18 protein-coding genes and 1 pseudogene are annotated in these 24,284 nt (G+C 62.0%); 5 read left to right on the top strand and 14 right to left on the bottom strand.

Annotated elements, in window-relative coordinates; translation table 11 throughout:
• Positions 1-333: pseudogene (locus QCE73_RS15250) on the bottom strand (hypothetical protein); the annotation flags it as partial.
• Between QCE73_RS15250 and QCE73_RS15245 the strand changes: the two are divergent.
• Both QCE73_RS15245 and QCE73_RS15240 read left to right on the top strand, forming a co-directional pair.
• Positions 332-1,228 carry a LysR family transcriptional regulator gene (locus QCE73_RS15245; RefSeq protein WP_309882114.1) on the top strand — a complete coding sequence of 299 codons (897 nt, stop codon included), beginning with the start codon at positions 332-334 and terminating at the stop codon, positions 1,226-1,228. The pseudogene QCE73_RS15250 and the gene QCE73_RS15245 overlap by 2 nt on opposite strands.
• A 109-nt stretch (positions 1,229-1,337) precedes the next feature.
• Positions 1,338-2,087, top strand: coding sequence for a carbonic anhydrase family protein (locus QCE73_RS15240; RefSeq protein WP_035500168.1), 750 nt, complete (start codon positions 1,338-1,340; stop codon positions 2,085-2,087).
• Here QCE73_RS15240 and QCE73_RS15235 read toward each other — a convergent pair.
• Positions 2,084-3,667, bottom strand: coding sequence for an amino acid carrier protein (locus tag QCE73_RS15235; protein WP_309882111.1), 1,584 nt, complete (start codon positions 3,665-3,667; stop codon positions 2,084-2,086). The two genes, QCE73_RS15240 and QCE73_RS15235, sit on opposite strands and share 4 nt — an antisense overlap.
• Before the next feature lie 240 nt (positions 3,668-3,907).
• Between QCE73_RS15235 and QCE73_RS15230 the strand changes: the two genes are divergently transcribed.
• Entirely contained in the window at positions 3,908-4,420 is a 513-nt protein-coding gene (locus QCE73_RS15230; protein WP_309882110.1) for a DUF2165 domain-containing protein, read from the top strand.
• Positions 4,417-5,409, top strand: coding sequence for an alpha/beta fold hydrolase (locus QCE73_RS15225; protein ID WP_309882108.1), 993 nt, complete (start codon positions 4,417-4,419; stop codon positions 5,407-5,409). The genes QCE73_RS15230 and QCE73_RS15225 overlap by 4 nt, the downstream gene beginning before the upstream one ends.
• On the opposite strand, the gene QCE73_RS15220 is transcribed toward QCE73_RS15225, so the two are convergent.
• The 11 genes from QCE73_RS15220 to QCE73_RS15170 form a co-directional block, all read right to left on the bottom strand.
• Positions 5,399-6,781 (bottom strand): cytochrome P450, encoded by a 1,383-nt coding sequence (locus tag QCE73_RS15220; protein WP_309882107.1) that lies wholly within the window; start codon positions 6,779-6,781, stop codon positions 5,399-5,401. The genes QCE73_RS15225 and QCE73_RS15220 overlap by 11 nt on opposite strands.
• A gap of 5 nt (positions 6,782-6,786) precedes the next feature.
• Positions 6,787-7,956: a hypothetical protein gene (locus QCE73_RS15215; RefSeq protein ID WP_309882105.1), complete on the bottom strand. Its 1,170-nt coding sequence runs from the start codon at positions 7,954-7,956 to the stop codon at positions 6,787-6,789.
• Complete coding sequence (locus QCE73_RS15210) at positions 7,953-8,294, bottom strand: hypothetical protein (RefSeq protein ID WP_309883118.1); 342 nt, start codon at positions 8,292-8,294, stop codon at positions 7,953-7,955. The genes QCE73_RS15215 and QCE73_RS15210 overlap by 4 nt, the downstream gene beginning before the upstream one ends.
• Before the next feature lie 33 nt (positions 8,295-8,327).
• Complete coding sequence (locus QCE73_RS15205; protein WP_309882103.1) at positions 8,328-12,005, bottom strand: CDP-glycerol glycerophosphotransferase family protein; 3,678 nt, start codon at positions 12,003-12,005, stop codon at positions 8,328-8,330.
• 42 nt (positions 12,006-12,047) lie between these two features.
• Positions 12,048-14,117 carry a capsular polysaccharide biosynthesis protein gene (locus tag QCE73_RS15200; RefSeq protein WP_309882102.1) on the bottom strand — a complete coding sequence of 690 codons (2,070 nt, stop codon included), beginning with the start codon at positions 14,115-14,117 and terminating at the stop codon, positions 12,048-12,050.
• Positions 14,114-15,388: a CDP-glycerol glycerophosphotransferase family protein gene (locus QCE73_RS15195; protein ID WP_309882101.1), complete on the bottom strand. Its 1,275-nt coding sequence runs from the start codon at positions 15,386-15,388 to the stop codon at positions 14,114-14,116. Before QCE73_RS15195 ends, QCE73_RS15200 begins: the two co-directional genes overlap by 4 nt.
• On the bottom strand, positions 15,389-15,856 hold the full coding sequence (gene tagD, locus QCE73_RS15190) for a glycerol-3-phosphate cytidylyltransferase (protein ID WP_309882100.1): 468 nt from the start codon (positions 15,854-15,856) through the stop codon (positions 15,389-15,391). It lies immediately after the preceding gene.
• A gap of 80 nt (positions 15,857-15,936) precedes the next feature.
• Positions 15,937-17,724: a polysaccharide biosynthesis/export family protein gene (locus QCE73_RS15185; protein ID WP_309882098.1), complete on the bottom strand. Its 1,788-nt coding sequence runs from the start codon at positions 17,722-17,724 to the stop codon at positions 15,937-15,939.
• Positions 17,725-17,731: 7 nt separating this feature from the next.
• A complete protein-coding gene (locus QCE73_RS15180) occupies positions 17,732-18,886 on the bottom strand; it encodes a chain-length determining protein (protein ID WP_309882096.1) in 1,155 nt (384 codons plus the stop codon).
• The gene (locus QCE73_RS15175; RefSeq protein WP_309882095.1) at positions 18,883-19,548 is read right to left on the bottom strand and encodes an ABC transporter ATP-binding protein; all 666 of its coding nucleotides are present in this window, start codon (positions 19,546-19,548) and stop codon (positions 18,883-18,885) included. The genes QCE73_RS15180 and QCE73_RS15175 overlap by 4 nt, the downstream gene beginning before the upstream one ends.
• Complete coding sequence (locus tag QCE73_RS15170; RefSeq protein ID WP_309882093.1) at positions 19,545-20,348, bottom strand: ABC transporter permease; 804 nt, start codon at positions 20,346-20,348, stop codon at positions 19,545-19,547. The genes QCE73_RS15175 and QCE73_RS15170 overlap by 4 nt, the downstream gene beginning before the upstream one ends.
• A 381-nt stretch (positions 20,349-20,729) precedes the next feature.
• Between QCE73_RS15170 and QCE73_RS15165 the strand changes: the two genes are divergently transcribed.
• Positions 20,730-22,067 carry a capsular biosynthesis protein gene (locus QCE73_RS15165; RefSeq protein ID WP_309882091.1) on the top strand — a complete coding sequence of 446 codons (1,338 nt, stop codon included), beginning with the start codon at positions 20,730-20,732 and terminating at the stop codon, positions 22,065-22,067.
• Here the strand turns inward: QCE73_RS15165 and QCE73_RS15160 are convergent, their stop codons facing one another.
• Positions 22,068-24,170: a phosphocholine-specific phospholipase C gene (locus tag QCE73_RS15160; RefSeq protein WP_309882089.1), complete on the bottom strand. Its 2,103-nt coding sequence runs from the start codon at positions 24,168-24,170 to the stop codon at positions 22,068-22,070.
• Positions 24,171-24,284 lie beyond the last annotated feature (114 nt).

Here is a 24,284-nt window from a genome sequence, read left to right as displayed (position 1 = left end):
GCTCACACGATGCAGGATCGAAACCTTCCCTGCCAGCGGCAAGCGATACTTCGCGAGCTGGCCGATTCCGATGTTCCGGTATTCCGGCCTTGGTTTTTTCAATGCTTCAGCCACGTTAGACCCCTTCCCAATCTGATTGACGATTCGCGCGTCGTCGATGCACGACACGGGCGCGACTCGTCCAGCCTGATCCGCCTCGAAAAGCGCCCGGCGATGTCGTTGGGGATAAGTTTTTTGCCCGCGCACTGCGCGATAGCGGTATTTTGTCGCGCGATTGATATACTGTCCAATATCTATCTCGTCTTTCTGAAATATCTTTGACAGATATCGCATGGAACTGCGCCACATCCGTTACTTTCTGGCGGTCGCCGAGGAGCGCAACGTAACGCGCGCGGCGGAACGGCTCGGCATCGGCCAGCCGCCGCTCAGCCAGCAGATTCACGCGCTGGAGGACGAACTCGGCGTGCGGCTCTTCCGGCGCACCGGGCACGGCGTCGTGCTGACCGAAGCGGGAGAGGCGTTCGCCGTCGATGCCAAGCGCCTCATGAACGATGCGCGTCTCGCCGTCGAAAAGGCGCAGAGCGCGGGGCGCGGCGAGATCGGGCAGCTCAATATCGGCTTCACGGGGTCGGCGGCGTTCAATCCGGTCGTGTCGAAACTCATCCGCTCGTATCGGCAGGCTTATCCGAACGTCACGCTCACATTGACCGAGGGCAACACCGCGCAGCTGCTCGCCCATCTCGACGCCGGCCGTGTCGATGTCGCGTTCGTTCGGCTCGGCAGCCAGTCGCCGGCGGGCGTGCAGATCAATCACATCGCGATCGAGCCGATGAAAATCGTGCTGCCCGCCACGCACAAGCTCGCGAAGAAACGCAAGGTGCCGCTCGCGTCGCTGGCGGAAGATCCCTTCGTGATGCTGCCCCGCGAGGCGAGCCCTACATTGCACGACGTCATCATCGGCGCGTGCCGTGAAGCGGGATTCGAGCCAGTCGCCGGGCAGCAGGCGCCGCAGCTTTCATCAGTCGTGAATCTGGTCGCGGCGGAATTCGGTGTGTCGCTGGTGCCGGCGTCCGTGTGTCAGATTCAGGTCGATGGCGTCGCCTACACCGACGCCCTCGGCAGCGCGATCACGATTCGTCTCGCACTGGCCTCGCGCATCGACGCGACAGCCGCCAAGACCGCCAACTTCCTCGACATCGCGCGGCAGATCGTTACGTCATCGGCGTGACATTGTCATCAGAACAAGCGCGCATTGCATTCGACGCATTTTCGTCCAACACTTCAGTTCGCAAGAAGAGCGTCAAGAAGGCCCAATCCTTGGATCGAGGAGCAAGGTCATGCGCGAAGAAATGAAGCATCCGCTGCAATGCACGCCCGAGTGCCGCCGGGGTTTCCTCAGATCAGTTGCATCCGCAGGTATCGTCGGGCTTGCGGGTCCGTCGCTTCTCATGACCTCTGCTCATGCCGATGCGTTGACCCACGCGCAGCGCGACAGCATGACGCCCGAGCAGATCATCGACGTGATGAAGCGCGGCAACGAGCGATTCCAGAAAGGCGAGCGCAAGCCGCGCAATTATCTGCGCGAACAGAAGGCGAGCGCGAAGGGCCAGTATCCCGCGGCCGTGCTGCTCAGTTGCATCGACTCGCGCGCGCCTGCGGAAGTCATCATGGATCTGGGCATCGGGGATATCTTCAATTGCCGCATCGCGGGCAATATCGAAAACGACGACATTCTCGGCAGCATGGAATTCGCGTGCAAGCTGATGGGCGCGAAAGTGGTGCTCGTGATGGGGCACACGTCGTGCGGCGCGATCAAGGGCGCGATAGCGAACGCCGAACTCGGCCATCTCACCGGCCTGCTCGCGCGCATCAAGCCCGCCGTCGATGCAACGCAGTATGACGGTGAACGGACGGCGACCAACTACACGTTCGTCGATAAAGTGGCGCGCAAGAATGTCGAACTGACCATCGCGCAGATTCGCCGCGACAGCGCCGTGCTGAGCGAGATGGAAAGCCAGCACGGCATCAAGATTGCCGGCTCGATGTACAACCTGAGCACGGGCGCGGTGGAGTTTTTCGGCTCTTAAGCTTCGGCGCGCTCGCGAACGCCATCCTCTTGCTTCGCGACGCCGCGCTTCGCCGTCCAATACTCCGTGCGCACGCCGATATCGTCGGAAACGAACGGCCCGCGGCGCGTCGACCGGTAGTTCGCCAGTGCCTTGTACACGAGACGTTGCCCGATCAGCAGAATCGGCACGTTGAGCAGCACCATCACGATATTCATCAGATCGGACAGCGCCCAGAGGTTCGGCAACTCGAGGCCGGCGAGCACCGTGAGCGCGCCGAACGGCACGAACACGAGCGAGCCGACGACGCGAATACCGGTAATGAAGCCGCGACTGCGCGAGATGAAGTTCGCCGATATCTCCGCGAACGAGATCATGCCGAGCAACGTGGTGAACGCGAAGAGGCCATAACATACGCACATCACGATCTTGACGATGTGCGCGAGCCCAACGGGCACGAGCGTTTCGACCGATGCGAGATAGACCGTGATCTTCGATGCCCTCACCGATTCCCACGCTTGCCCGTCGACGGTGCCGGTCCAGACATGCGCCATCACGACGATGAAGCCGGTCATCGTGCAAATGACCATCGTGTCGAAGAACACGCCGAGGCTTTGCACGAAGCCCTGTTCGCAGGGGTGATCGTTGTCGGCGATCGCGGCGGCCATCGTGATGGTGCCCTGCCCCGCCTCGTTCGACATCAGCCCGCGCTTGACGCCCTGCGCGAGCGCGGTGCCGATTGCGCCGCCGAAGAGCGCATGCGGTGCGAATGCGCCGACGATCACCTCATGAAAGAAGTACGGAATCAGCGGCAGATTGATGAGGATGATGACCAGGGACATCAGGCAGAACAGCGTCGCCTTGATCGGCACGAGGACATCGGTATAGGCGGTCACGCGGCGAATGCCGCCCATGATGATGAACGAGCACGCCGCGATCAACACGGCCGCGATGACGTAATACACCGTCGACTGACGTGCGAGATGCGTACCGGTCACGGTATCCGCAATAGTGCCGATCGCGGTGAACACGTTGAACGTTTGCGGCGGCACGTTGAAAAGCGCATAGACGATGAACACGAGCGACAAGAACGTGCCGACGATGCGCTTGTCGCCGAGAATGCGCCGCCCATAGAACGGCAGGCCGCCGACGAACTCGTCGTGCTTCTTCTCCTTGAAGAGTTGCGCGAGCGTCGATTCCATGAACGCGGTGGCCATGCCAAAGAATGCGGCCACCCACATCCAGAACAATGCGCCCGGCCCGCCGACGGAAATCGCGCCCGTGATGCCGACGATATTGCCCGGCCCCGCGCGCATCGCGAGCCCGAGCATGAACGATGCGAGCGCGCTGACGCCGGTCTTCGACGACTGTCTGCGCAACATGATGCGCACGATCTTGCCGACGTTCATCGTCTGGATGAAGCGCGTGCGAATCGTGAAATGGATGCCCACGCCGACGAGCAGCAGAATCGCGAACGGAAATTGCCCGAGCACGGGAATGCTCGAATATGCCTTGAAATTAGTGGGGAAATCCCACAAGAAATCCGATACGGGTGCAATGAAGGCAAACAATGCATTCACGGATTGAAAGAGACTTTCCACGCGAGGCGTTCCAAATGTTGATGAACCAGCCTCGTTCGAAGCTGGCCGACGTGCCTGCGTGGGCACGTAATCTTTTGAGGCAGCGATTATAAGGCCAGCGATCAACCTCTCTCTGTTGATGGCTATTGGCGAAGCCGAAGAAGCGGCGCGATCGCGCGGGACAGTTAGTTGCGGCGCGTCGTCATGCTTATCTAATTCTTTTCTCGCACAATCGGGTGCACAACGTGTCAGGAGAACGGGATGACCGAACGACTCGCGAAACTTTTCGCCGTGGCCTCGATGGCCCTGCTCGCATCGCTCGTCAGCTTCGGCAATCTGACGGACTATGGCAGCAACCTCCAATTCGTCGAGCACGTCTTGCGGATGGACACGACGTTCCCCGGCAATGCCAACATGTATCGCGCGATCACGTCACCAATGCTTCAGCATCTCGGCTATGACCTGATCATCTTTCTCGAGACCGTGACCGCGCTGCTCTGCTGGGCGGGTGTCATCGCGATGTGTCGCGCGATACGGCAGGAGAATGCCGTGTTCGCGCGAGCCAAGCGCTGGGCGATCGCGGGACTCACGCTCGGCTATCTCACCTGGCAGGTCTGCTTCATGACGATCGGCGGCGAATGGTTCGGCATGTGGCAGTCGCAGCAATGGAATGGCACGGAGAGCGCGTTTCGCTTCTTCATGACCTTCCTCGTGATATTGATCTTCGTGACGCGCGCCGAAACGCATCCACCCTCTTTGAGAACAACCGCATGAATACGAACGATGCAACCAGCGCGATTCAGGTGCGCGATATCGGCAGCTTTCACGTCGGCGGAAAGATGGTCACGCTGTCGGGCATGAGTCCGCGCTCGCGCGTGAGCACGGCGCACGGCGCCGTTCATCCGGTCGATCCCAATGGCGAAGTGATCGTCGGTCAGATGTATGTGCAGTACGTGAGGCTCGCATCGGCGCGCTCCCCTCATCCGCTTTTGCTCTGGCATGGCGGCGGCATGAGCGGCGTGAACTGGGAGACGACGCCCGATGGACGCCCCGGCTGGCAGATGTACTTCCTGCGCGCGGGCTTCGATGTCTATGTGTCCGATGCCGTCGAACGTGGCCGCGCATCGTGGGCGCCCTATCCCGACGTGTATCCCGAGGCACCTTACTTCCGCACTGCGCGCGAGGCATGGGAAGAAACGTTTCGCTTCGGACCGGCCGGTTCGTGGCACGCGCAGGAGCAATCGCGTCGGCCTCATGCGGGCATGCGCTTCGATGTATCGAAGATGGAAGCCTTCATGAATCAGTTCGTGCCGCGCTGGTCGACGAACGACACGCTTACGCAACATGCATACGACGCGTTGATCGAACACCTGCCGGGCAGCATCGTGCTCACGCACAGTCAGGGCGGCAACTTCGGTCTGCGCGCTGCGCTGAATGCGCCAGAGCGGGTGAAGGCGGTCATCTCGCTCGAGCCTTCAGGCGCGCCCGACCCCGCGCAATATGATCCGCATAGCCTGCGCGGCGTGCCGCATCTGTTCGTCTGGGGCGACTATCTGGAGCGGCATCCGTTCTGGGTCGAGTCCGTGCCGAAAGTGCGACGCTGGCACGATGAGCTCGCCGCGGCCGGCGTCGATACGGAATGGATCGATCTTCCCGCGCGCGGCATCGAGGGAAACAGTCACGCGCTGATGGCCGATGACAACAGCGATGACATCGCGGGCATCGTGCTCGAATGGATGCGGGCGCGGCGGCTCATCGATTGACGTTGCCCGTCTCGCGACGCTTCAGCTTGACGCGCACGCCGTTGCCCGAGCGGATCGTCACGCGACCAACGACACGCGGCACATGGCTCGTGTCGGGCTCGATGCGATAGCGCCGCACGATGCTCGCGAGAATCAGCACTGCTTCCTGCGTCGCGAACGCAGCGCCGATGCATACGCGCGGCCCTTTGCTGAACGGAATGTATGCGCAGCGCGCCGCTTCCTTTCCGGCTTCGGTGTCGAAGCGGTCAGGATCAAACTCGTCGGGCCGCTCCCAGATCTGCCGATGCCGATGCAGCAGCCACGGCGAGATGAGGATCGGCGATCCGGCCGCCACGTCCTTGTCCCTTATGCACTGCGATTGCATTGCTTCGCGCACGAACCCGCCCACCGGGGGATATCGCCGGAGCAGAGCGCGGCACACGTTGCTGATCGTCGGCAGCGCCTTCATGTCGCTCATCTCGAACTCGCGTTCTCCGACGTTCTCGCGGATCTCCTGACAGATCCGCTCCTGCAAGTGCGGGCAATTCGACAGCAGATAGAGCGCCCAGGTCAGCGCGCTCGCCGATGTCTCATGTCCGGCGAGAAAGAGCATGCAGACCTGATCGACGAGTTCGGCAAAGCTGAAGCGGTCGCCACTGTGCGGATCGCTCACGTCCATCATGCCGCCGAGAATGTCGCGGTATGCGCCCGGCCTGCCGCGATCCCGTTCGGCGCAGCGCCGCTCGATGATGCCCGACAGAATCGCGCGAATGCGCCTGGCCGAACGCCGGCTCGCGCGCGTCCACAAGAAAGGCGGCAGACGATAGATCATCAGGATCGCTGCGCGCTGCGCATGTCCCTGAAACTCCGTGAACGCCGTATAGATTTCCTTCGCTTCGCCTTCGCTCAGGTCTTGCGAGAGGATCGTGCGGAAGATGATGTCGGCGGTCACATAGGTCATCTCCTCATCGACCTCGTACGAGCTGCCATCAGCGACGGTGTCGAGACGGCCGAGCATGTTGCCCGTCGATTCACGCATCAGCGAGAACACGAGCTTCAGACGCGCCGCCGAAAACGCCGGCTCCATGAGACGGCGCTGACGCTCCCACACTTCGCCGTTCGTCGTGAAGATGCTTTCGCCGAGCAGCGGCTCCAGCATCCTGTGCATCAGCGCATGCTTCGGATAGCGCTTCGCATCGGCGAGAATGCCGGGCACCCATTTCGTGTCGTTGAGCATGAAGATCTTCATCCCGAACTGTGAGATGCTGCCCATCTTCATGGAATAGCTGCGCTCGAAGAGCACGTCGATCCACGAGTTCCAGCCGCGCAGAAAGCGCAGCAGCAGCGAGCTCTTGTTGCTGTGCGGTTTGGGATAGGGAGGCGTGAAGTTCATCGATGTCAGTAGGGCGTCAGGCGATACGGGCCTGCGGTCATGCGGAAATAGTCGTACTGATTGGGCAGGTCGCTTGCCATCAGATATTGGAAATGCAGGCGCATCTTGTCGCGCCGGATCTTCGCCCACGCCGCGTCGTCGAACATGCGGAACGGCCGCACGACTTGCGCGACGGGGCGCCCGAGCGCCGCGCCCGCGACACCGGACGCTTCGAGCGGATTGACCTGCGAGAAAGCGAGCGCATCGGCGCGGGCATTCATGTCGAGCCATGGCAGATCGCGATGCTCGGCCAGTGTGCGCAGACTGGTGCGAAACGCTTCGGCCGCGGGTTGCATGCCGAGCAGCGGAATGCACTGTCCGAGCGTGAGCAGCGACAGATTCCCGTGCTCGTTGGCGCGCGAGAGCGAGGCGAAACGCGCGCCGATCATCACCGCGACGATCGACCCGACGCTGTGACCGATGAGCAGCACTTCGTCGCATGGCGCGCGATCTTGTTCGTCGAGAATGTGCCTCGCGAGTTCATCGGCGCGCGCCTCGACTTGCCGCTGCTTGGCGTCGTTCCATGCGCCGACGAACTCGTAGATCCTCAGCAGCCAGAACACGGCCGAGCGATTCGCGAGGCGTACGCCCATCATGCACAACGCCGCCGCCGTGATGCCGCCGGCCACGACGCCCGCTGCGCCATGACCGCTCGCGTGCGCGACGAGGCCCGTCACGGCGAGTCCGCCCATAAGTGCGAGCAGCATGATGAAGCACAGGCACGCGTGGGGATAGATGGAACTGAGGAACGGCCCGCGGAAATCGCGGCGCAATTGCGCCCACGCACCCGAGCGCGCATATTGCACGATGCTCACAAGGCCGGCCCACGCGAGCCTGGCGAGATTGCGCTCCCAGTTGCCGCGCACGATATCGTCCCAGTGCAGGAACTGATATTCGGTCGACACCGTGCGGCCTTTCCAGTTGGCGTCGACGCGCCATGCACTCGCATGCTCGCTTCGACGAGTCCGCGGACCGGTCGTGATCTCGACGCCCAGCATCGCTGCCTGCTTGTCCGCCTCTTGCCGATAGAGCCGGTGATAGTAGCCGGGACCGCGCGGATCGAACCCGCTCACGTAATAGACGCGGCGTGTCTTCACCCGCGCGCCGGTGTCCGTGATCGACGCTTGCATCATCATAAGGTCCGGTCGTGCAGCCGCTTGCGCAGCACCAGATCGACGACGGGCTGCTCGCGCTTGTTCGCGCGACGGCAATGATCGGTCTGGAAACGGTCGGTCACGGCAATGATGAACTTCGCCCAGCGACGATCACGCTCGCGCCACGCGTGAGAGGAAACTGACTCCCACGCGTAACCGTTGAACACGGTGGCGTTGACGAAATGATCGAGCGCGCGCACGCCCGCGCGGCCGCGCTCCGTTTTGCCGAACACGCCGACGTAGACGATCAGCAGATAGCCGAGCACGGCGAGCGGCACGATGACCGTCATCAGCACGACGCCGGCTATGCGTTCTTTCAGGGTGTTGAACATCGGCGGTATCAGTCGTTTGGTTCAGGCGAGTTCGACTTGCTCTTCGATCAGTGCCGGCAGGCGCGGACGCGCGGGCGCGTGACGCTCGATCAGTGCCAGAAAGTCGCGTAACGCGTCGGCCTGATACTGATGCGCATCGAAACGCCTCGGCGCGGTCCAGCCATTGAGCAGTTCCGTCAGGCCATGCACGACACCGCTTTCCGTGTTCTCGACGAGCAAGCCTAGGCCGTCTTCGAGCACGCTGTGCGGTCCGGGGATGTCGGTCGAGACGACCTGCTTTCCGAGCGTGAGCGCTTCAAGCAGGACAAGGCCCTGGCCTTCGTGGTCGGAGGAGAGGATGAAGGCGTCGGCGCGACGAATGATCGGAAACGGATTGGCATATCCGCCTGCCAGGCGGACATAAGCGGATGCCCCTAGTTCGGCTACGACACCTTCGAGATGGGCTCGCTGAGGTCCTTCACCAACGATGAGCAACTTCACGTCTGGAATCTGCGCACGCACTCTGGAGAACGCGCGGATGAGCTTTTGCTGGCCCTTTTCCGGCGATAGCCTGCCTACGGTCACGACAACGCGCGACGCGCCGATCCAGTCGAGCATGCCCGGCTCGACGTCCTCCTGCGCAAGGTGCAGGATTCGATCCGCGTCTATCGTGTTGTTGATGTACTCGAAGCGGTCCGGTTCGAGCGAGAATCGGCGCGCGAGAGCCTCGACATTTTGCTCGTGCACGCTCGCTGAGACTGAGATGAGATTGTCGAATCGAGCGTAGAGATCGAACAGTGCTTCCAGCTTTGGAAATTTGACTCTGCACTCTTCCATCATATTGTTATGCAGGTAGATCAGTCGTCGGCTGTCCGGCACGCCCGCTTCGGCAAGCAGCGACGTCCAGAACTGGCTATAGCCGTCGAATTGAACGTAGAGATCGAACGTCGATTCACCGAACATTCGGCGATACTCGCGACGGAATGCCCGGGCATGAACCGCTTTGCGCTCCGCAGTCATGTATCCGTCCGGTGCATCTTCGAACTTGTCGACGATGCGCCTTTCCTCGAGCGTCACGGTCATCGCCCCCGTGCGTGCCACGACGGGAACGCGTCCGGCGAGGCCCCCGAATTTCTCCCGGTGAGCCGGATTGCCTCCGACCAGCCCGGAATCGATCAACACCACCATGTCATGACGACCGGCGTCACGCAGGCCGTTGACGAGGCTGACGAATGAAGACGTGATGCCGTTCGGAGCGAAGTGACCACCGAAGAACAGCAATCGTGGACGGTCATGGCGCGCCGTGATCACCTTGCCGGCGTTTGCGTCGCGCAGAAAGAAATCGACGGCCCTGTCCGTAGCGTTGCCGTCGTCGTATGGACAGAAACGCGCGATCTCGTCATCGTATTGCTCGTCGAATACGGGCCAGGAGTCGGCCAGGGTAGCAATCTTGCCGCACAGCTTCTCAATGTCGAAGCACTGAGTGCCTGGCAGTTCCGCGAAGTCGAAGTACAGACCGCGTTCCGCCGCATACTGCTCGTAGTCGTATGTGTAGTAAAGGATGGGGCGCCGCGTTGGAATGAAGTCGAAGAAGATGCTCGAATAATCCGTGATCAGGATATCGACGATCGACAACAACTCATTCGCGTCGATATCGCCGGGCACGATCGATACACCAGCTTTCTTTTGTCCCGCCAGTTTTTTCTCGACGAAGTTGTGCCCTTTGAACAACACCTGACACGGCAAAGAACCGAGTCGCTTCAGATCGGACGCAAGTCGCTCAAACTCGACTTGTTCCTTGCCGAGCACTCCGCGCCATGTCGGCGCATAAAGCACGACCGGCCGATTGGCAGATAGCCCGAGGCGTTCGCGCAAGGCGGCTCGCGCGGACGGCGCGAGGTTCAGCGTCACGTCGACACGGGGGTAACCTGCCTCCAGCATCTTTCCGGAAAAGACGTGGGCCACGTCGAACTTCTCAAGCAGAATACGCGACGTATGCGCGTTCGGACTCAGCAGATGGCTTGCCTGAAGCAGATTGCGCGCCGAGTTTCGGTGCTCCATGAAGTTGTTGCCGATATCGAGCCCCATTGCCTTCAACGGCGTGCCATGCCACGTATTCAGGTAACGCTGAGAGGGCTTGCGGATGAAGTACGGAGGAAATGTCGAGTTGTTGACGAGATACTGAGCGCTCGCAAGATAGCGACGGTAACGGTCCGACTCCCTGGCGACGAAAACGACATTGCCCCGCGTCCGGTATTCGGGGGGAATACGGCTGCGGTCGTTCAAGACCCAGACGTGCAGCCACGTTCGATACTCGGGATTGTCGACTATCCGTTTGAACATCGCGTACGGATTGCAGTTCATCGAGTTGCCGTTGAAGCTCTCGTAGAGAATGACGTTCTCGGTGACAGCGAGGGTCTCGTAGTATTCGGTGTATTGCAGCGCCTTGATCACCTCTGCCGACGTGTAGTCCTTTTGATCGACGCCGTGCGGCAACTTGAACAGTACGGTTTCGACGAACGCATCGCAGGCTTCGTCGTATCGCCCGGCCTGCATCAGCGCGCGTCCCAGGCGGTAGTACCAGTCAGCCTTGAAGTCGCTGCAACGCAGAAGCGCCGCACCATAAGCACGCGCCGCGGCCTCCCAGTCACCCGTTGCTTCGTGAGCGCGCGCGAGTTGCATATAGAGGTTTTGATCGGTGGCGTCCGTCGCGATCCTAAGTTCGAGTTGTGCGATTTTCACGCGCCACATGTCGCGGTCGCGCAGCCCGAGAGTCGCGGGATTTTGCACTACGTAAGCGACGTTCTTCCGCGTGTTGAGGAAGGCGGCGCAGGCGGCACGATGATCGCCGGCTTTCGAAAGCACAAAGCCAAGCCGGTAGTTTCGATAGGGTCGATGCGTCGCGTCGGCAATCACAGACGCGTTGTACGCTTGTGCGGCTTCGTGCCACTTTTGCTGGCGCTCGAGCACGAACGCGAGACGGTAGCTCCAGTCCGCCCTGGATTTGCGCAGCAGCAGCAGTGCCCGGCGATAGCATGCTTCGGCTGCATCCCATCGGTAGCACCGTTCGTTCGCAAGCCCCATTCGGTAACGCAATTCTGCGCTCTCAGGCGCACCACTCACGCGCTTCAGATAAGACGAGAGCGCCAAGGGCCACAGACCATCCTTCTGATGCCACGCGCCCACGCCGAGTCTGCGCAACTGACCGCTCGTATCGAGCCTCGTCGCCGCCGCATAGGCCTTCTCCGCGCCCTCCAGATCCCCGGCGCGCTCCAGCGCCCGCCCGAACCGGTACTGCCAGACCGATCGCTTCGGCTTCAACTTCACCGCATCGCCGAACGCTTCGGCTGCACGATCGAAGCGCTTCATGCGCTCGCGTGCCTTGCCCAGTTCGTAATGCCAGCGCGCATGCTTCCCCGAGCTCTCCACCGCTGCCTCGAAGGCCGCGACGGCCTGCCACCATTTGCTCTTTTTGCTGAGCGCAAGTCCCAGCAAGTATTGAGCGTGCGCGCGGCGCGGGTTGAGCGCGATCGCCTCGCGCAGCACCTGATCCGCGGCCACCGTCTTGCCGAGCGTCAGCAGGCACAGTCCACGCAAATAGCGCGGGTAGTCCCACTCGGGAAACCACTGCGAGACGCGCTGCAGATTCGCAGCCGATTGATTGAGCAGAAACACGCCGTAGCGCTTCTTGGCTTTCTTGTATGTCGCGACGAGATTCATGGTTTATGCAAGTTGACGTCTTCGAACGTCGGTAAGAATCGGCTAGGCTGATAGAGACGCAACGAACGCACGCAGCACCTGCACGCCTTTGCGCCACTGCCTCGCGAGCCTGTGGCTGCCGGTCGGAACCTGCCCGCCCGCGCCCTGTTCGACCAGGAAGCCGATCGCGTCCTCGATCGAGCAAAAGCCTCGAACGCCTGGCAGGCGATAGCGCGGATAGGCGCACAGCGCAACGTACACGAGCTCATCCAGCGTGAGCTCGCGGGTGCGGTGGGGCAGCGCCATGTGATCGACGGTCAAACCCCAGCCCGCGTAAAACGGTCCGCCGTAGCAGTGCACGACCTTGCCGCGCAGCAGCGCTTCGAAGCCTGCGAGCGAGGTCATCGTGTGCACCTCGTCCACTTCGGCGATGCAATCGGAAATGTTGGCGTCGATGACGCATTCGTCCGCAAGCGACGCGGAGAGTGCCACGTCGACGCCACCGCTTCGGTTGCGCGCCACGACATCGGGATGCGGCTTGTAGACGATCCAGGCATCGGGGTTGGTTTCGCGCACTGCCGCGAGCAGGTCGAGATTGCGCCGGGTGTGCGGCGAGCCGGCGAGGATCGACTGATCGTCCTCCACCTGACCGGGCACGAGAATGCGCCGCTTGTCGCCCGCCGCGCTCGCGCAGCGATAAGCGACGCCCACGTTGTACTTGCTGATGCGCATGCGCACGAGCGCCTCGCGCAACCGGGCGGCGCGCAGGCGATCGTGCACTTCGAGATTCATGTCGTGGGCAAGGCGCTCGAGCCGGCTTCCTGACGCAGGGTCGTAATAAATTCCCTCATCGTCGACGGCAAGCGAAAGCGGTCCGCGCAGATCCGATCCGAGGCCGACCGAGCGCACGAAGCCATCCTCGACGCGCGTCACGCCGACGCCGCGCGATTTCGCCACGCGACACAGTTCCGCGTGACGGCCGCCCCAGACGACGAGCCTCGCGTCGTCTTCGAGCACGTCGAGTTGCGCCGCTTCGAGCCGGGGCACGAAGCGCAGCCGGTTCGAAGGCGTGCTCAGGAACGGTCGGATAACCGCGCGCTTCCACATGCTCATGCCGACGCAATAGAGCGTGCCCCGGCTCGCTTCGTTGATTTCGCGATTGCGCGCGAGCCAGTCGATCACATCGAATAGCGTGCCGGGCTGCCCGCTCACCGGGTCGAGATAGCGCGCGTACTGCAGATACGCCGCGGCGAAGAGCTGCTCGATGCTCCTCGGCACGGCGCGGCGGCGGCGCACCGCGTCGATGCCGGGATGGCGGTCGTCGGTCAGCCGCCAGCCCGCGTACCACGGCATGCCGAAGCACGTCACGGGCTTGCCAAGCATCAGCGCCTCAAAACCGAGTTGCGAGGTCACCACGTAGACGTGGTCGAATTGCTCGATGAGCGAAAGCGGGCAACATGCGTCCGCAAGCACGCGCACGCGTCCCTGCGCCTGCACGCCTCCGAGATAGCCGCGTTTGCGCCCGCTCGATACGTCCGGATGTGTCTTGACCCAGATTTCAGCATCGGGATGTTCCGTTTGCGCCGCAGCGAGCATCCGCGCGAAGGTATCGGCGTTCGCGCCGCCGAGCGACACGGATACGTCGCCCGCAGTCTGATCGACGACCAGCACGCGCGAGACGGTCGTCGCGAGGGGCAGGCGCAACGCCGGCGCATCGTTGTATTTCGAAAGACGATGCCGCAAGATCGCATCGATGCCCCGTCGCGCATGCTGAAGCGCGTACGCGTCGTCCCCGCATTCGGCGATCAGACGTTCGAGCCTCGAGGCGTGACGCGCATCGTAGTAGATGCCGAGATCGTCCTCGACAATTGATAGCGGCGGCGCACCGTTCACGCCCAAACCGAGCGAGCGCAGGAAGCCGTCTTCGAGCGCGAGATACGGGACGCCGTGCGCACGCGCGAGGCGCCGCGCGCGCTCGGCGCCCGGCTTCGCGCCCCATCCCGCGATCGCAGTGAGTTTCCCTTTGCGCGCGCCGAAGCTTCCGCGCACCCGCACGGGCGTTCCCGCGAGCAGGCTGTCGAGATGCGGAATGCGCCAGATGCCCGCCGAAACGATGCCGATCGCGCGTGTCATTGTCGTGCGCCTCCTAACCGTACGGATGCATGCGCGGCACGCGGATCCGGTTCGTCGAAGAACACGCTGATGCAGCGCTGCGTGCAGGAGCCCGCGAGCCGGTCCGGCGGCAGAAAGAGGCCGGCGGCCGCGTCGAGACGATGCGCATCCGAGGGCTCGAAATTCACACGAGCGAGGCGCTCGAGGTCCGCGAACACGGCTTGCCAGTCATGATGCAGCGGCCCGGGAAATATCGATTCCTGTGTATAGACGAAGCCGCGTTCCTCGCTGCAATACCGGTCGTAATCGGGCACGAGACCGAGAATCGGCTTGCGCGTCGCAAGGAAGTCGACCCAGATGCTCGAATAGTCGACGATCAGCGCGTCGGCGCGACGCAGCAGCAGCGCGGCCTCGGCAAAGCGCATGGCCGATGCGTCGATGATGTCGACGCCGTCGCACAGGGTATCGAGCGGCCGCTTCTCGTAGGGATGCGGCCGCAGCCCGAACACGAGGCCCATGCGCCGGCACAGCGCGCGGATCGAGGCGATGCAGGCGTCGTTCATCCAGTCGAGCGGCGAGTTCCCGGTTTCGCGGAACGTCGGTGCATACAGCACGAGCCTGCGCCCACCGACGATCGAATCGAGCGCGTCCGCCTGACGCCGCAGATCGCGCGGCAGCGGCCAATCCGTGCGCAGATAATCGAAACGCGGCAGGCCGGTCACGTGCACTTTCTCGAAAGGCAGGCCGAACGCCTGCGCGTTCACCACGCGATCGACCGGGCTGCTCGCAATGAGCGCATCGTAGAGGCGCGCATTGCGAGCCATGAGCGAACGCCGCGCGCGCGATTGCGCGTCGTCACGCGGCTCCATCAGCAGTTCGATGCGCTTCAGCGCCACGCCATGCCACACATTGATCACGCGACGCCCGCGCCGGCGGCCCGGCAGAAACGCATCGCGCGCCGAATGGCTCAGCACCACCGTCGCGCTCGACAAGACGAAGCACAGCGCTCCGAGGCTGAAGCGCTCGAACACCTTCACACCCTTTTCCGCGAGGGCAGTCGCGGTTTCGGGAGCGATCGGACCGTCCTTGAACACCGCGAGTTCCCGGCGCGGCATGCCGCCGGCCGCATCGGCCAGAGCGTCGAGCACGATGCGCAGATTGCCTGCGATCGCAACGTTCGGCCGTGTGACGAACACCACCCGATGCGAGCGAACCGGAAGCAAACGATCCAGCAGCCGCGCCAGCCAGAGCCGGGTGCGACGCCGCGCGATCATTTTGTCGATGAAGCGCATTCAGGCAGCGAGCCAGCGGGCGTCGCCGTTTTTCGCGTGCTCCTTGCCGAAGCCGCCGGCCGCGAGCGGGCCCGACGCGCCGTCGCGAATATGGCGCTTCAGTTCGGTCGACGAGATCGCCTCGGTGCGCGGCAGATAGACGACTTCACAGTGCTCGCTCAGGAAATCGAATTTGCCGACCCAGTCGTCGCCCATCACGAAGGTGTCGATCTGATGGCGGCCCACGTCGAGCACCTTCTGCTCCCAGTTCTCCTCCGGGATCACGAGGTCGACGCAGCGCAACGCTTCCAGCATGTGACGCCGGTCTTCATAGGGAATCACGGTGCGCTTGTTCTTCATGTCGAGATTGAACTCGTCGGTCGACAGCGCGACCACGAGCCGGTCTCCCAGAGCCCTTGCGCGCCGCAGCAGGTTCAGATGACCCACGTGCAGCAGGTCGAACGTTCCATATGTAATGACTGTTCTCATCGCTATCCCCGAGAATGTTTGCCGGTCATGAGGCCGGCTGCTGGCCACTTTCCTTCGTTGTCCACTGCTAACCCGCGCGTTCAGATTCCGAGCGCCACTTTCGCGCTGATCGCGATCTGATACAGAATCTGAAAGACGTCCTTCGCGAACTGGCGCGTCTTGAAGTCGACCTTCGGCAGCACCATGATCTGATCGCCTGCGACGACCGTCTTGTCGCGCTTGCCATCGCTGAACGTGCCGTCGAGGTGCGCAACCACGACGCGTGATGTATCCGCATCCTGCGAGAAGCCGCCCGCCTTGGCGATATAGTCCCCGACCGAATAGCTCGAGTCGGCTGCAATTGCAGTCGGGAACAGCACCTCTCCGCCCACCAGCACGAGACCGTCCTTGACCGGCACGAAAAGCACGTCGCCGTTTTCGAGCAACAACTGGTCGCGAATCTCGGGCCTGCCCACCACCGTCTGGCCGAGCGGCTGAATGTGTTTTGCACGCTCGACCCACTGCAGCACGAGGCTCGCCTCGTCCTTGCGTAGCGCGGCTTCTTCTTGCGTGCCCGAGCGCGCGGTCAGCACTGCCTCGGCGAGATGATTGAGCTCGGATTCGAGCATCTGCTTCTGGCGCAGCTTCACACTGGGCCGGAACAGTTGCATGTCGGCGACGTCGGAACGTTCGGTCATCGAAACCTGCTGCAGCAGACTGCCCAAGCGACTACCGTATGGCAGCACATATTCCTGCGGACCGAGATGCTCCCCTTCGACGCGTACGGTGATCGTGCCGGGCTGCTTGTCGGCGGTGAAGCTGATCACGTCGCCGTTCTGCAGCCTCACATTGGATGAGTCGACGAGCGCAACGTACTCGACGTTCAGCGTCGGCCCCGTGTTGCGTGTGATGCGTACATGCGTCGCCGATGGCTGCGGATGTGCCGCCGCGATGATGTTTTCGAGCGGCGTGGTCTCACCGAGGAACTCGATCTGCTTCGCGTTCTCCGCGAGACCCGTGACCGTTACCGTGCTGTGGCGCGGACCGACGAAGATCACGTCGCCATCGGCAAGCGGCACCGACGGCAGCGTGCCGCGCAACAGGAAGTCGTACAGGTCGATCGTGCCGCGTACCTGCTCGCCGCGCTTGACCTGCACGTCGAGGAACGAGCCGCGGCTCGGATCGATGCCACCCGCCTGATCCAGATAGCGCAGCACGCTGTCGTTCGACGTGCCGTTATACATGCCCGGATGACGCACGAAGCCCGCGACATAGACGCGAACCGGTTGCGCCATCTGCAGATTGCAGTACACCGAAACGCGGCTGCTGAACACCTTGCGCAGCGCGCCCGTGACCGTCGGCTGAAGCTCGGAGTTCGTAACGCCCGCCACGTGCAGCGGCCCGACATGCGGCAGGAAGATGTTGCCTTGCTGGTCGACCGTCAGTACCGAGTCGAACTCGTAGCCGCCCCACATGCGCACGCGCAACTGATCGCCCACGGAAATCCCATAGCCCGGATTGAAGTCGACCGACGATCCGTACGCGAACGCGCCCGTGAAGAGCGTCGCGCCGAACACGTGGCTCGCGCTGTTCGCTTGATAGTCGGCGCGCTGCGACGGCGTGAGCGCGGCGAGTTTCGCGTGCGTATCGCCCGATGTTTCCTTGTGCGGCTCGGCTGGCTCGGACATGCCCGCACTGAGCGCGGCGACGTTCAAGGCATTGCCGCGCGCCATCGACGACATGTTGCTGAACTCGCTCGTCCTCAAGCGGCTGATATTCGACGCATCGCTTGCCACGTCCGCACCGCCGTGCGCGGACGATGCGGCTTGCGCGGAGCCAATGCCGAGGGCACCGCAAAGAAAACTGGTCAGGACAAGAGAACGAAACATGAATCAGTCAATCCCGGTGATCGCGAATGATCGCGCCGATCAGGTGGATGACACCGGCTACGAGCAAGGAAACGATGATGAACACGATGATGTTGTAGAGACGCCGCGGCTGCATCGAAGCCTGCGGCAGGCTTGGCGACTGCAGCACCTGAACGCTCTTGATCTTGCGCGTCGCATCGACGCGCGCCTTTTCGAGCGCTGCGAGTCCGGTCTTGTAGACGTCTTCGGCGAATGTCGCCTCGACCTGAAGGCGATGTTGCTCTTCGGCGAGATGATTGAGCGCGGTGCCATTCTTCGATGCAACCCGATTGCGCTCGACATTGATCTGCTGCTGCAGCGCTGCGATCTGTCCTTCGATCTGCACGATGTCCGGTGCCTGCGGAGTCAGATAGCCGAGCATCGCCAGCTTCTTCGCTTCAAGCTGGCTGCGCTCGGATTCGAGCCGCTCCACCACTTCCGATACGCCCTGCGCCGTCGCGAGCGGCGATGCGAGACCGTTCTCGTTCTGGAACGCGAGCAGCCGCTTCTGCGCGGCAAACATCCGGTCACGGATCGACACGAGTTCGTTCTCGATGAACGACACCTGCTGCTCGGCCACCGCGTTATCCATGCGGTTCAGATCGGATTCGCCTTCGTCGACCATCATGCGAACGATCGCCTGCGCCATCTGCGGCGTATAGGCTTGCGCGGTCACGACGAGATTCTGGCTGTAGTCGTCGTAGGTGACTGAAACACGGCCGAGCAAGTAGCGCTGAAACTCCTCGTCCGCCGCCTTGCGATCCCAAAGAATCGACAGCCAGTCGTGCTTGCGGTCGCTGTAGTGCGCGCGCATGCCGAGCCGATGATCGAGCTTGCGGATCATGTCCAGCGAGAGCAGCCGGTCCCGGAACAGCATCATGTCGCGCGAGCTGCTCGATCCGGAGATCAGCGACAACAGACCGCTCGCCGCCTCGTTGGCTTCCACGCTCGTGCGCGTGACGACGATGTGCGCTTCGGATACGTACTGATCCGACTCGATGGCCCCCCAGTAGAGCGACGCGAGGCCGATCGCGACGACGAGCAGCACGCGAAGCCAGTGGCGCCGCCAGCGGATCGTACGCATACGCTCGCGCAGCGTGCGCTTGCGCGGCGCGATGACATCCATCGGTAGATCTCGGTTCATGCTGCCAGACTCTTTTTGTAGCGGGCGAGGCCTTCGTTCAGATCGTCGAACCAGAGCGCCTGCCCTTCGTGCAACCAGAGCGCCGTGTCGCAGAAGGTCTTCAGCGTCGCCTCGTCGTGCGAGACCATGATCAGTCCGGCGCGCGCGGCGATGTTGCGGAACGCTTCGCGCGACTTCTTGCGAAACGCCGCATCGCCGACGGAGGTCAGTTCGTCGACCAGATAGAGGTCGAAATCGAATGCGAGGGAGATGGCGAACGCGAGCCGCGAGCGCATGCCCGACGAGTAGTTCTTGACGGGCCGTTCGAGCGCATCGCCGAGTTCCGAGAATTCGCGGATGAAGCCGATGCGCTGGTGCAAGGCTTCGTCCTCCACACCGTGTACGCGCGCGATGAACTTGGCGTTCTGCGCGCCGCTGAGCGAACCCTGAAATCCGCCCGAGAGCCCGAGCGGCCACGACACGCGACACTGCCGCGACACCGTTCCGCGCGTGGGCCGGTCCATGCCTCCGAGCAGATTCAACAGAGTCGACTTGCCGGCGCCGTTGCGGCCGATCACCGCGAGCTTGGCCGAGCGCGGAATATTCAGGCTGACGTCTTTGAGCACGTACTGTTCGTCGTTACTGCCGCGATAACGCTTGCTCATGTTGCTGACTACGATCATCGCTCGACCAACCGTTTACCGAAGCGGACGTGAAGGAAGAGACCGGTAATCAACCAGGCGCCGATCCACGTCATAAGGTACGTAAAGCTAGCGAGACTATTCGGCCGATAAGAGCCGAGATAGCCCGCGCGCATCAACTCGATGGCATGTACGACGGGATTCAGGAAGTAGACGGGTTGCCACGACACTGGAATCCACGAAGACGGATAGAGCGCGCTCGACGCGTAGTACACGATACCGAACGTCATTCGCGCAATCGAAGCAACTTCGTGAACCAACTCCGCAGCGACGGAAAGAGTCAGTGCCAAGCCCAGGCCGAACAACCAGAAGAGGACAAACATGCCGATGACCTGCAACGGATGTCCAATGGAGACGTCCACCCTGCACAGCGCGAAGGCCAGAATGAGAACGGTTCCAACCACGAGATAAATGAGAGCCTCGAGGATCGCGCGTGCGATGACCGCGTCGATCGGCTTGATTTGTCGGTAGACGAAGAGTGCACGATTAGCCGGGATAGCATCGAGCCCGCGCAATGCCGTGCTCTTCATCATGTAATACGGCAGTAGACCGAGCCCGATGAAAAGCGGCACGTTCACGCCAGGAATCATGTGGTGCTGAATGATTCCATGCCAGACGACCAACAGAACGATGTGCTCGCCCTGCTCGATGATGATCCACACCCACCCGCCACGCCCGAGCGAAAGACGCGTCACGGCTTCACGAAGGAAGAGCGCGTGGATAACCGAGCGCATCACGGTCCATGACGAGCGCGGCCCGACGGCAGTCAATTGGTTATGCATCGCCGACCGCCGTGCTCACGTGCGCGGAAGAACCGACGGCGAATCCGCCGTCGAAAGCAAGCCAAAACTTCTTCCAAGCATTCAGAAAGCCAGGGTTGCCAAGATTACCGGCGCCCCGCCATGCACCAACCCTCACCGCGTACTCCTTGCCATGTTTCTGTTACATTAACGTTACAGAAATTGGTAAAAAAATGAATTATGCGTTACATTCTTTGACGTTGCCAAGTAAGAAATACGGAAAATCGCATCCTTCAGGGTTTTGCGACATATCTACAACACTTACTGAAAAGCATAAAAGCTCTATTCTTTACAAACAGAAAGAAGAACCGGTTCGCCGAATAATTGCGAAAAACTGGTCAAAATTACTCAAGAAAGTTTGATATGCCCGCGCGTGCCTTTGCCGGTTCAAGGCTTGATGAACTGAGTCGCCACCAAAACCTTCTGCTGCTTCAGGGCCCCAACGGACCGTTTTTCAAGCTGCTCGCCGATCGCCTGCGCGAGCTCGGTGCGAGCGTCACGAAGATCAACTTCAATGGCGGTGATTCGTTTTTCTATCGGGATTCCTCAGCAATCCGCTACCGCGATTCCTTCGAGGCTTGGCCCGCTTTCCTGCGTTTTCTCATCGAAGAACGAAATATCCGCGCAATTGTGCTTTTCGGGCAATGCCGTCCGATGCATCAGATCGCGCTTTCGCTAGCGCGTGAGACGGGCGTCAGTGTCGCGGTGTTCGAGGAAGGCTATGTCAGACCGTGGTGGATCACGATGGAGATAGGCGGGGTCAATCACGCTTCGCAACTCGCTTCTGTCGTGCCGGCGACGCTGCCGATCTATCCGCAGGTTCAACGTCCGCGTTCATTTCGCTGGGGATTCACGCGAATGGCGTGGTACTCGTTTCTCTATTTCGCCGCGGGTTTATTCGCGCATCGGCTTTATCCGCGTTACGAGCACCATAAGCCGTTCGGATCGACAGAGATGTTCCGGTGGTTGCGATCTGCTTATCGCAAGCATCTGTACCGATCCACGGAACGGGAGATCATCGCGTCCTTGCTCGATACTTACGGTCCAGATTTCTTTTTCGTGCCGCTGCAGATCAGCACAGACAGCCAGATCACGCATGCAAGCAACTGGAAAGACAACGATGCGTTCATCAAAGCCACGATCCGGTCCTTCGCGGCACACGCATGCGAATCGGATCTGCTGGTCTTCAAGCATCATCCGCTCGAACGCGGCCATGCCGACTATGCAACCGCGATCAACGCCAGCGCGGAACATTGCGGCGTCGCCGGGCGCGTGCTCTACATTCATGACGGACACGTTCCCTCACTACTCAAGCGCAGCAAGGGCGTGGTGACGATCAATTCGACCGTCGGACTGCAGGCGCTCTATCATGGCGTGCCTGTGTGCGTAACGGGCTCCGCGTTCTATGCACGGCCGGGCATCGTCGAGGATGTCGGGATGGACGACTTCTGGCAGGAGCACGTCGAGCCGAACCGCAAGTACTTCACGCGGTTCTATCGCTACATGATGCATACGACGCAGATCAACGCTTCGTTCTATGTCACCTCCAGCCTGCGCGCGCCGCGACGTGAGTTCGGACCCGGTGTGCTGATGCGCTTCGCGGGCGCCGGCGCGGCGATGCTGCTGTTCGGCTCGGGCGAAGCGCCTTCTTTCGTGCAGAAATCCGTGGCGTGGCTGACCTACGCGCTGCACGCGCTCTGATCAGCGCCAAGCCATAACCGGTGCAACCGCTGCGGGATCGCTGACGCCCGGCTCGCCGTTCTCGAGGTGCCCCGCGAAGCGGCGCAAGAAAGCATCGTCTTCAGCCACGGTCACACTGAGGTCATACCAGCGCGACCTACGCTCGAGTCGCCACGTTTCGACGCGCTCGCCGTGCGCCGCGAGGCTTATCGTGCGTGCCTCCGCGCCATAGGCGTTGTCCGTGATCGTGACACGCGCGGCCGCGCTGCCAGCACTCGACAACTTCACGCGCAGTTTCGTCGCCATCACATCGTATTCGACCGTCACGTCGATACCGCGCCCGTTGCCCTTCCCGCGCAAGCGCCTCACGAACCCGTTCGGACCATGGACTTCGTACGCGTACTCGCTCTCGGGCGCGACAAGTGGAAGACTCGCCGTGAGGGATTTGCCCGCCTCGACGGTATAACGCCACGGACCGTCCTCGCGGCCGATCGGATAGACATAGAAATGCGCGCCTTGCCGGCCAGTGTTATTGAACACGAGTTCGAATGAACCGCCATCGCGGCTCATCGCGCCGCTTGCGTGCAGTTCGTAGGGCAGCGCTCGCGCAGGGCGCACGCCGGGCTCCTGAGCATCGATCGTCCCGGGCACCGCCGGCACGACAGGCTTTGGATTGACCATGCACTGCTGCGTGGCTGCGGAGGCATGCGCTGTCGCATCGGGCAAGGTCGGCATCCGCGCGTCGGGCGCGCTGAAATCGAACGCCGAGGTCAGATCGCCCGTGACGGCGCGACGCCACGGGGTGATGTTCGGCTCGTGTACGCCGAAGCGCGCCTCGATGAAGCGAATGACCGATGTGTGATCGAACACCTGCGAGCAGACGAACCCGCCCTTGGTCCAGGGCGATACGACCGTCATCGGAACGCGCGGACCGAGGCCGTACGGCAGGCCGTCGGCGGTATAGCCCTTGCCGCGCCCGGGATTCACGACGGTATGCAACTCGCCCTCGACGCTGACCGTTGAACGCCCCTGTGCATTGTTCGCGGGCGGTTGCGGCGGAGGCACGTGATCGAAAAAGCCGTCATTCTCGTCGTACATCACGAAGAGAACCGTCTTGCTCCAGACATCCGGATTAGCCGTGAGTGCATCGATCACTTGTTCGATATACGCCGCGCCGAACGCCGGCATGAAGTTGGGATGCTCCGAGTAGATAGCGGAAGGCAAGAGCCACGACACCTGGGGGAGCGCGTCCGCCGTCACGTCCGCGCGCAACTCGGACATCGTGCGTGCGGTCAACGCGCGATCGTGCAGCGGTGTACCGCGCTTGGCGTTGATGTAGTTCTCGAAGTTCTGCAGGACGTTCGTGCCGAAGTTGCCGTGATAAAGGTCGCGGCCGCTCGTGCCCTGCTGATAGATTCGCCACGAAATGCCCGCGTCCTGCAGACGCTCCGGATAGGTCGTCCACGAAAGCAGTTGATACTCCGGCGGTTTGCGGTTCGCGACGTAGTCGTTGTTGTCGAGCAGCGGGCCACCCTTCGTCCCGGTCGGGTCGACGGTGCCCGTCATCAGGTATGTGCGATTCGGATGCGTCGGACCGGGCATCGAACAAAAGTACGCGTCACAGACGGTGAATGCATCGGCGAGTGCGTAGTGGAACGGGATATCGCCGCGCAGGTGATAGCCCATCGACATGTCGGTCTTGTTGGCCGGCCAGCGATCGTTGCGTCCGTTGTTGATCGCGCGATGCGTCGGATACCACGTGTGATCCAGGTCGCCGATGCATTGCGCGCTCGTCGTCGACGTGTCGAGGTGAAACGGAACAACGGGTCTGCCCGGATCGGACTTCGACGGCTGGCACCACACGGACTGCCCGTTCGGGAGCGGCACGGGGAAGCGATCGTTGTAGCCGCGCACGCCGCGCAAATGCCCGAAGTAATGGTCGAACGAGCGGTTCTCCTGCATCAGGACGACAATGTGCTTCACGTCGGCTATCGTGCCGGTGCGCGTTGCCGCGGGGATCGCGAGCGCCTTGCGGATCGATTCGGGCAGCGCGCCCATGGAACTTGCCGCACCGGCCGAAGCCAGCAGCCGCCCGAGAAAGCGGCGGCGATTCACAGACACCATGACTACGGTTTCCTTTCGTTCTCTACCGGTATTTCGCGAGTCTCATGCGCGAAGTAGCGAGGAATATACCGGAGACGCCCGTGCCGGGCATCAAAAGAAAACCATTTCTTCTTC

Origin of the sequence: Caballeronia sp. LZ029, from assembly GCF_031451275.1 — a bacterium.
Lineage (GTDB): Bacteria > Pseudomonadota > Gammaproteobacteria > Burkholderiales > Burkholderiaceae > Caballeronia > Caballeronia jiangsuensis.
This window is presented reverse-complemented; position numbering and strand designations above follow the sequence as displayed.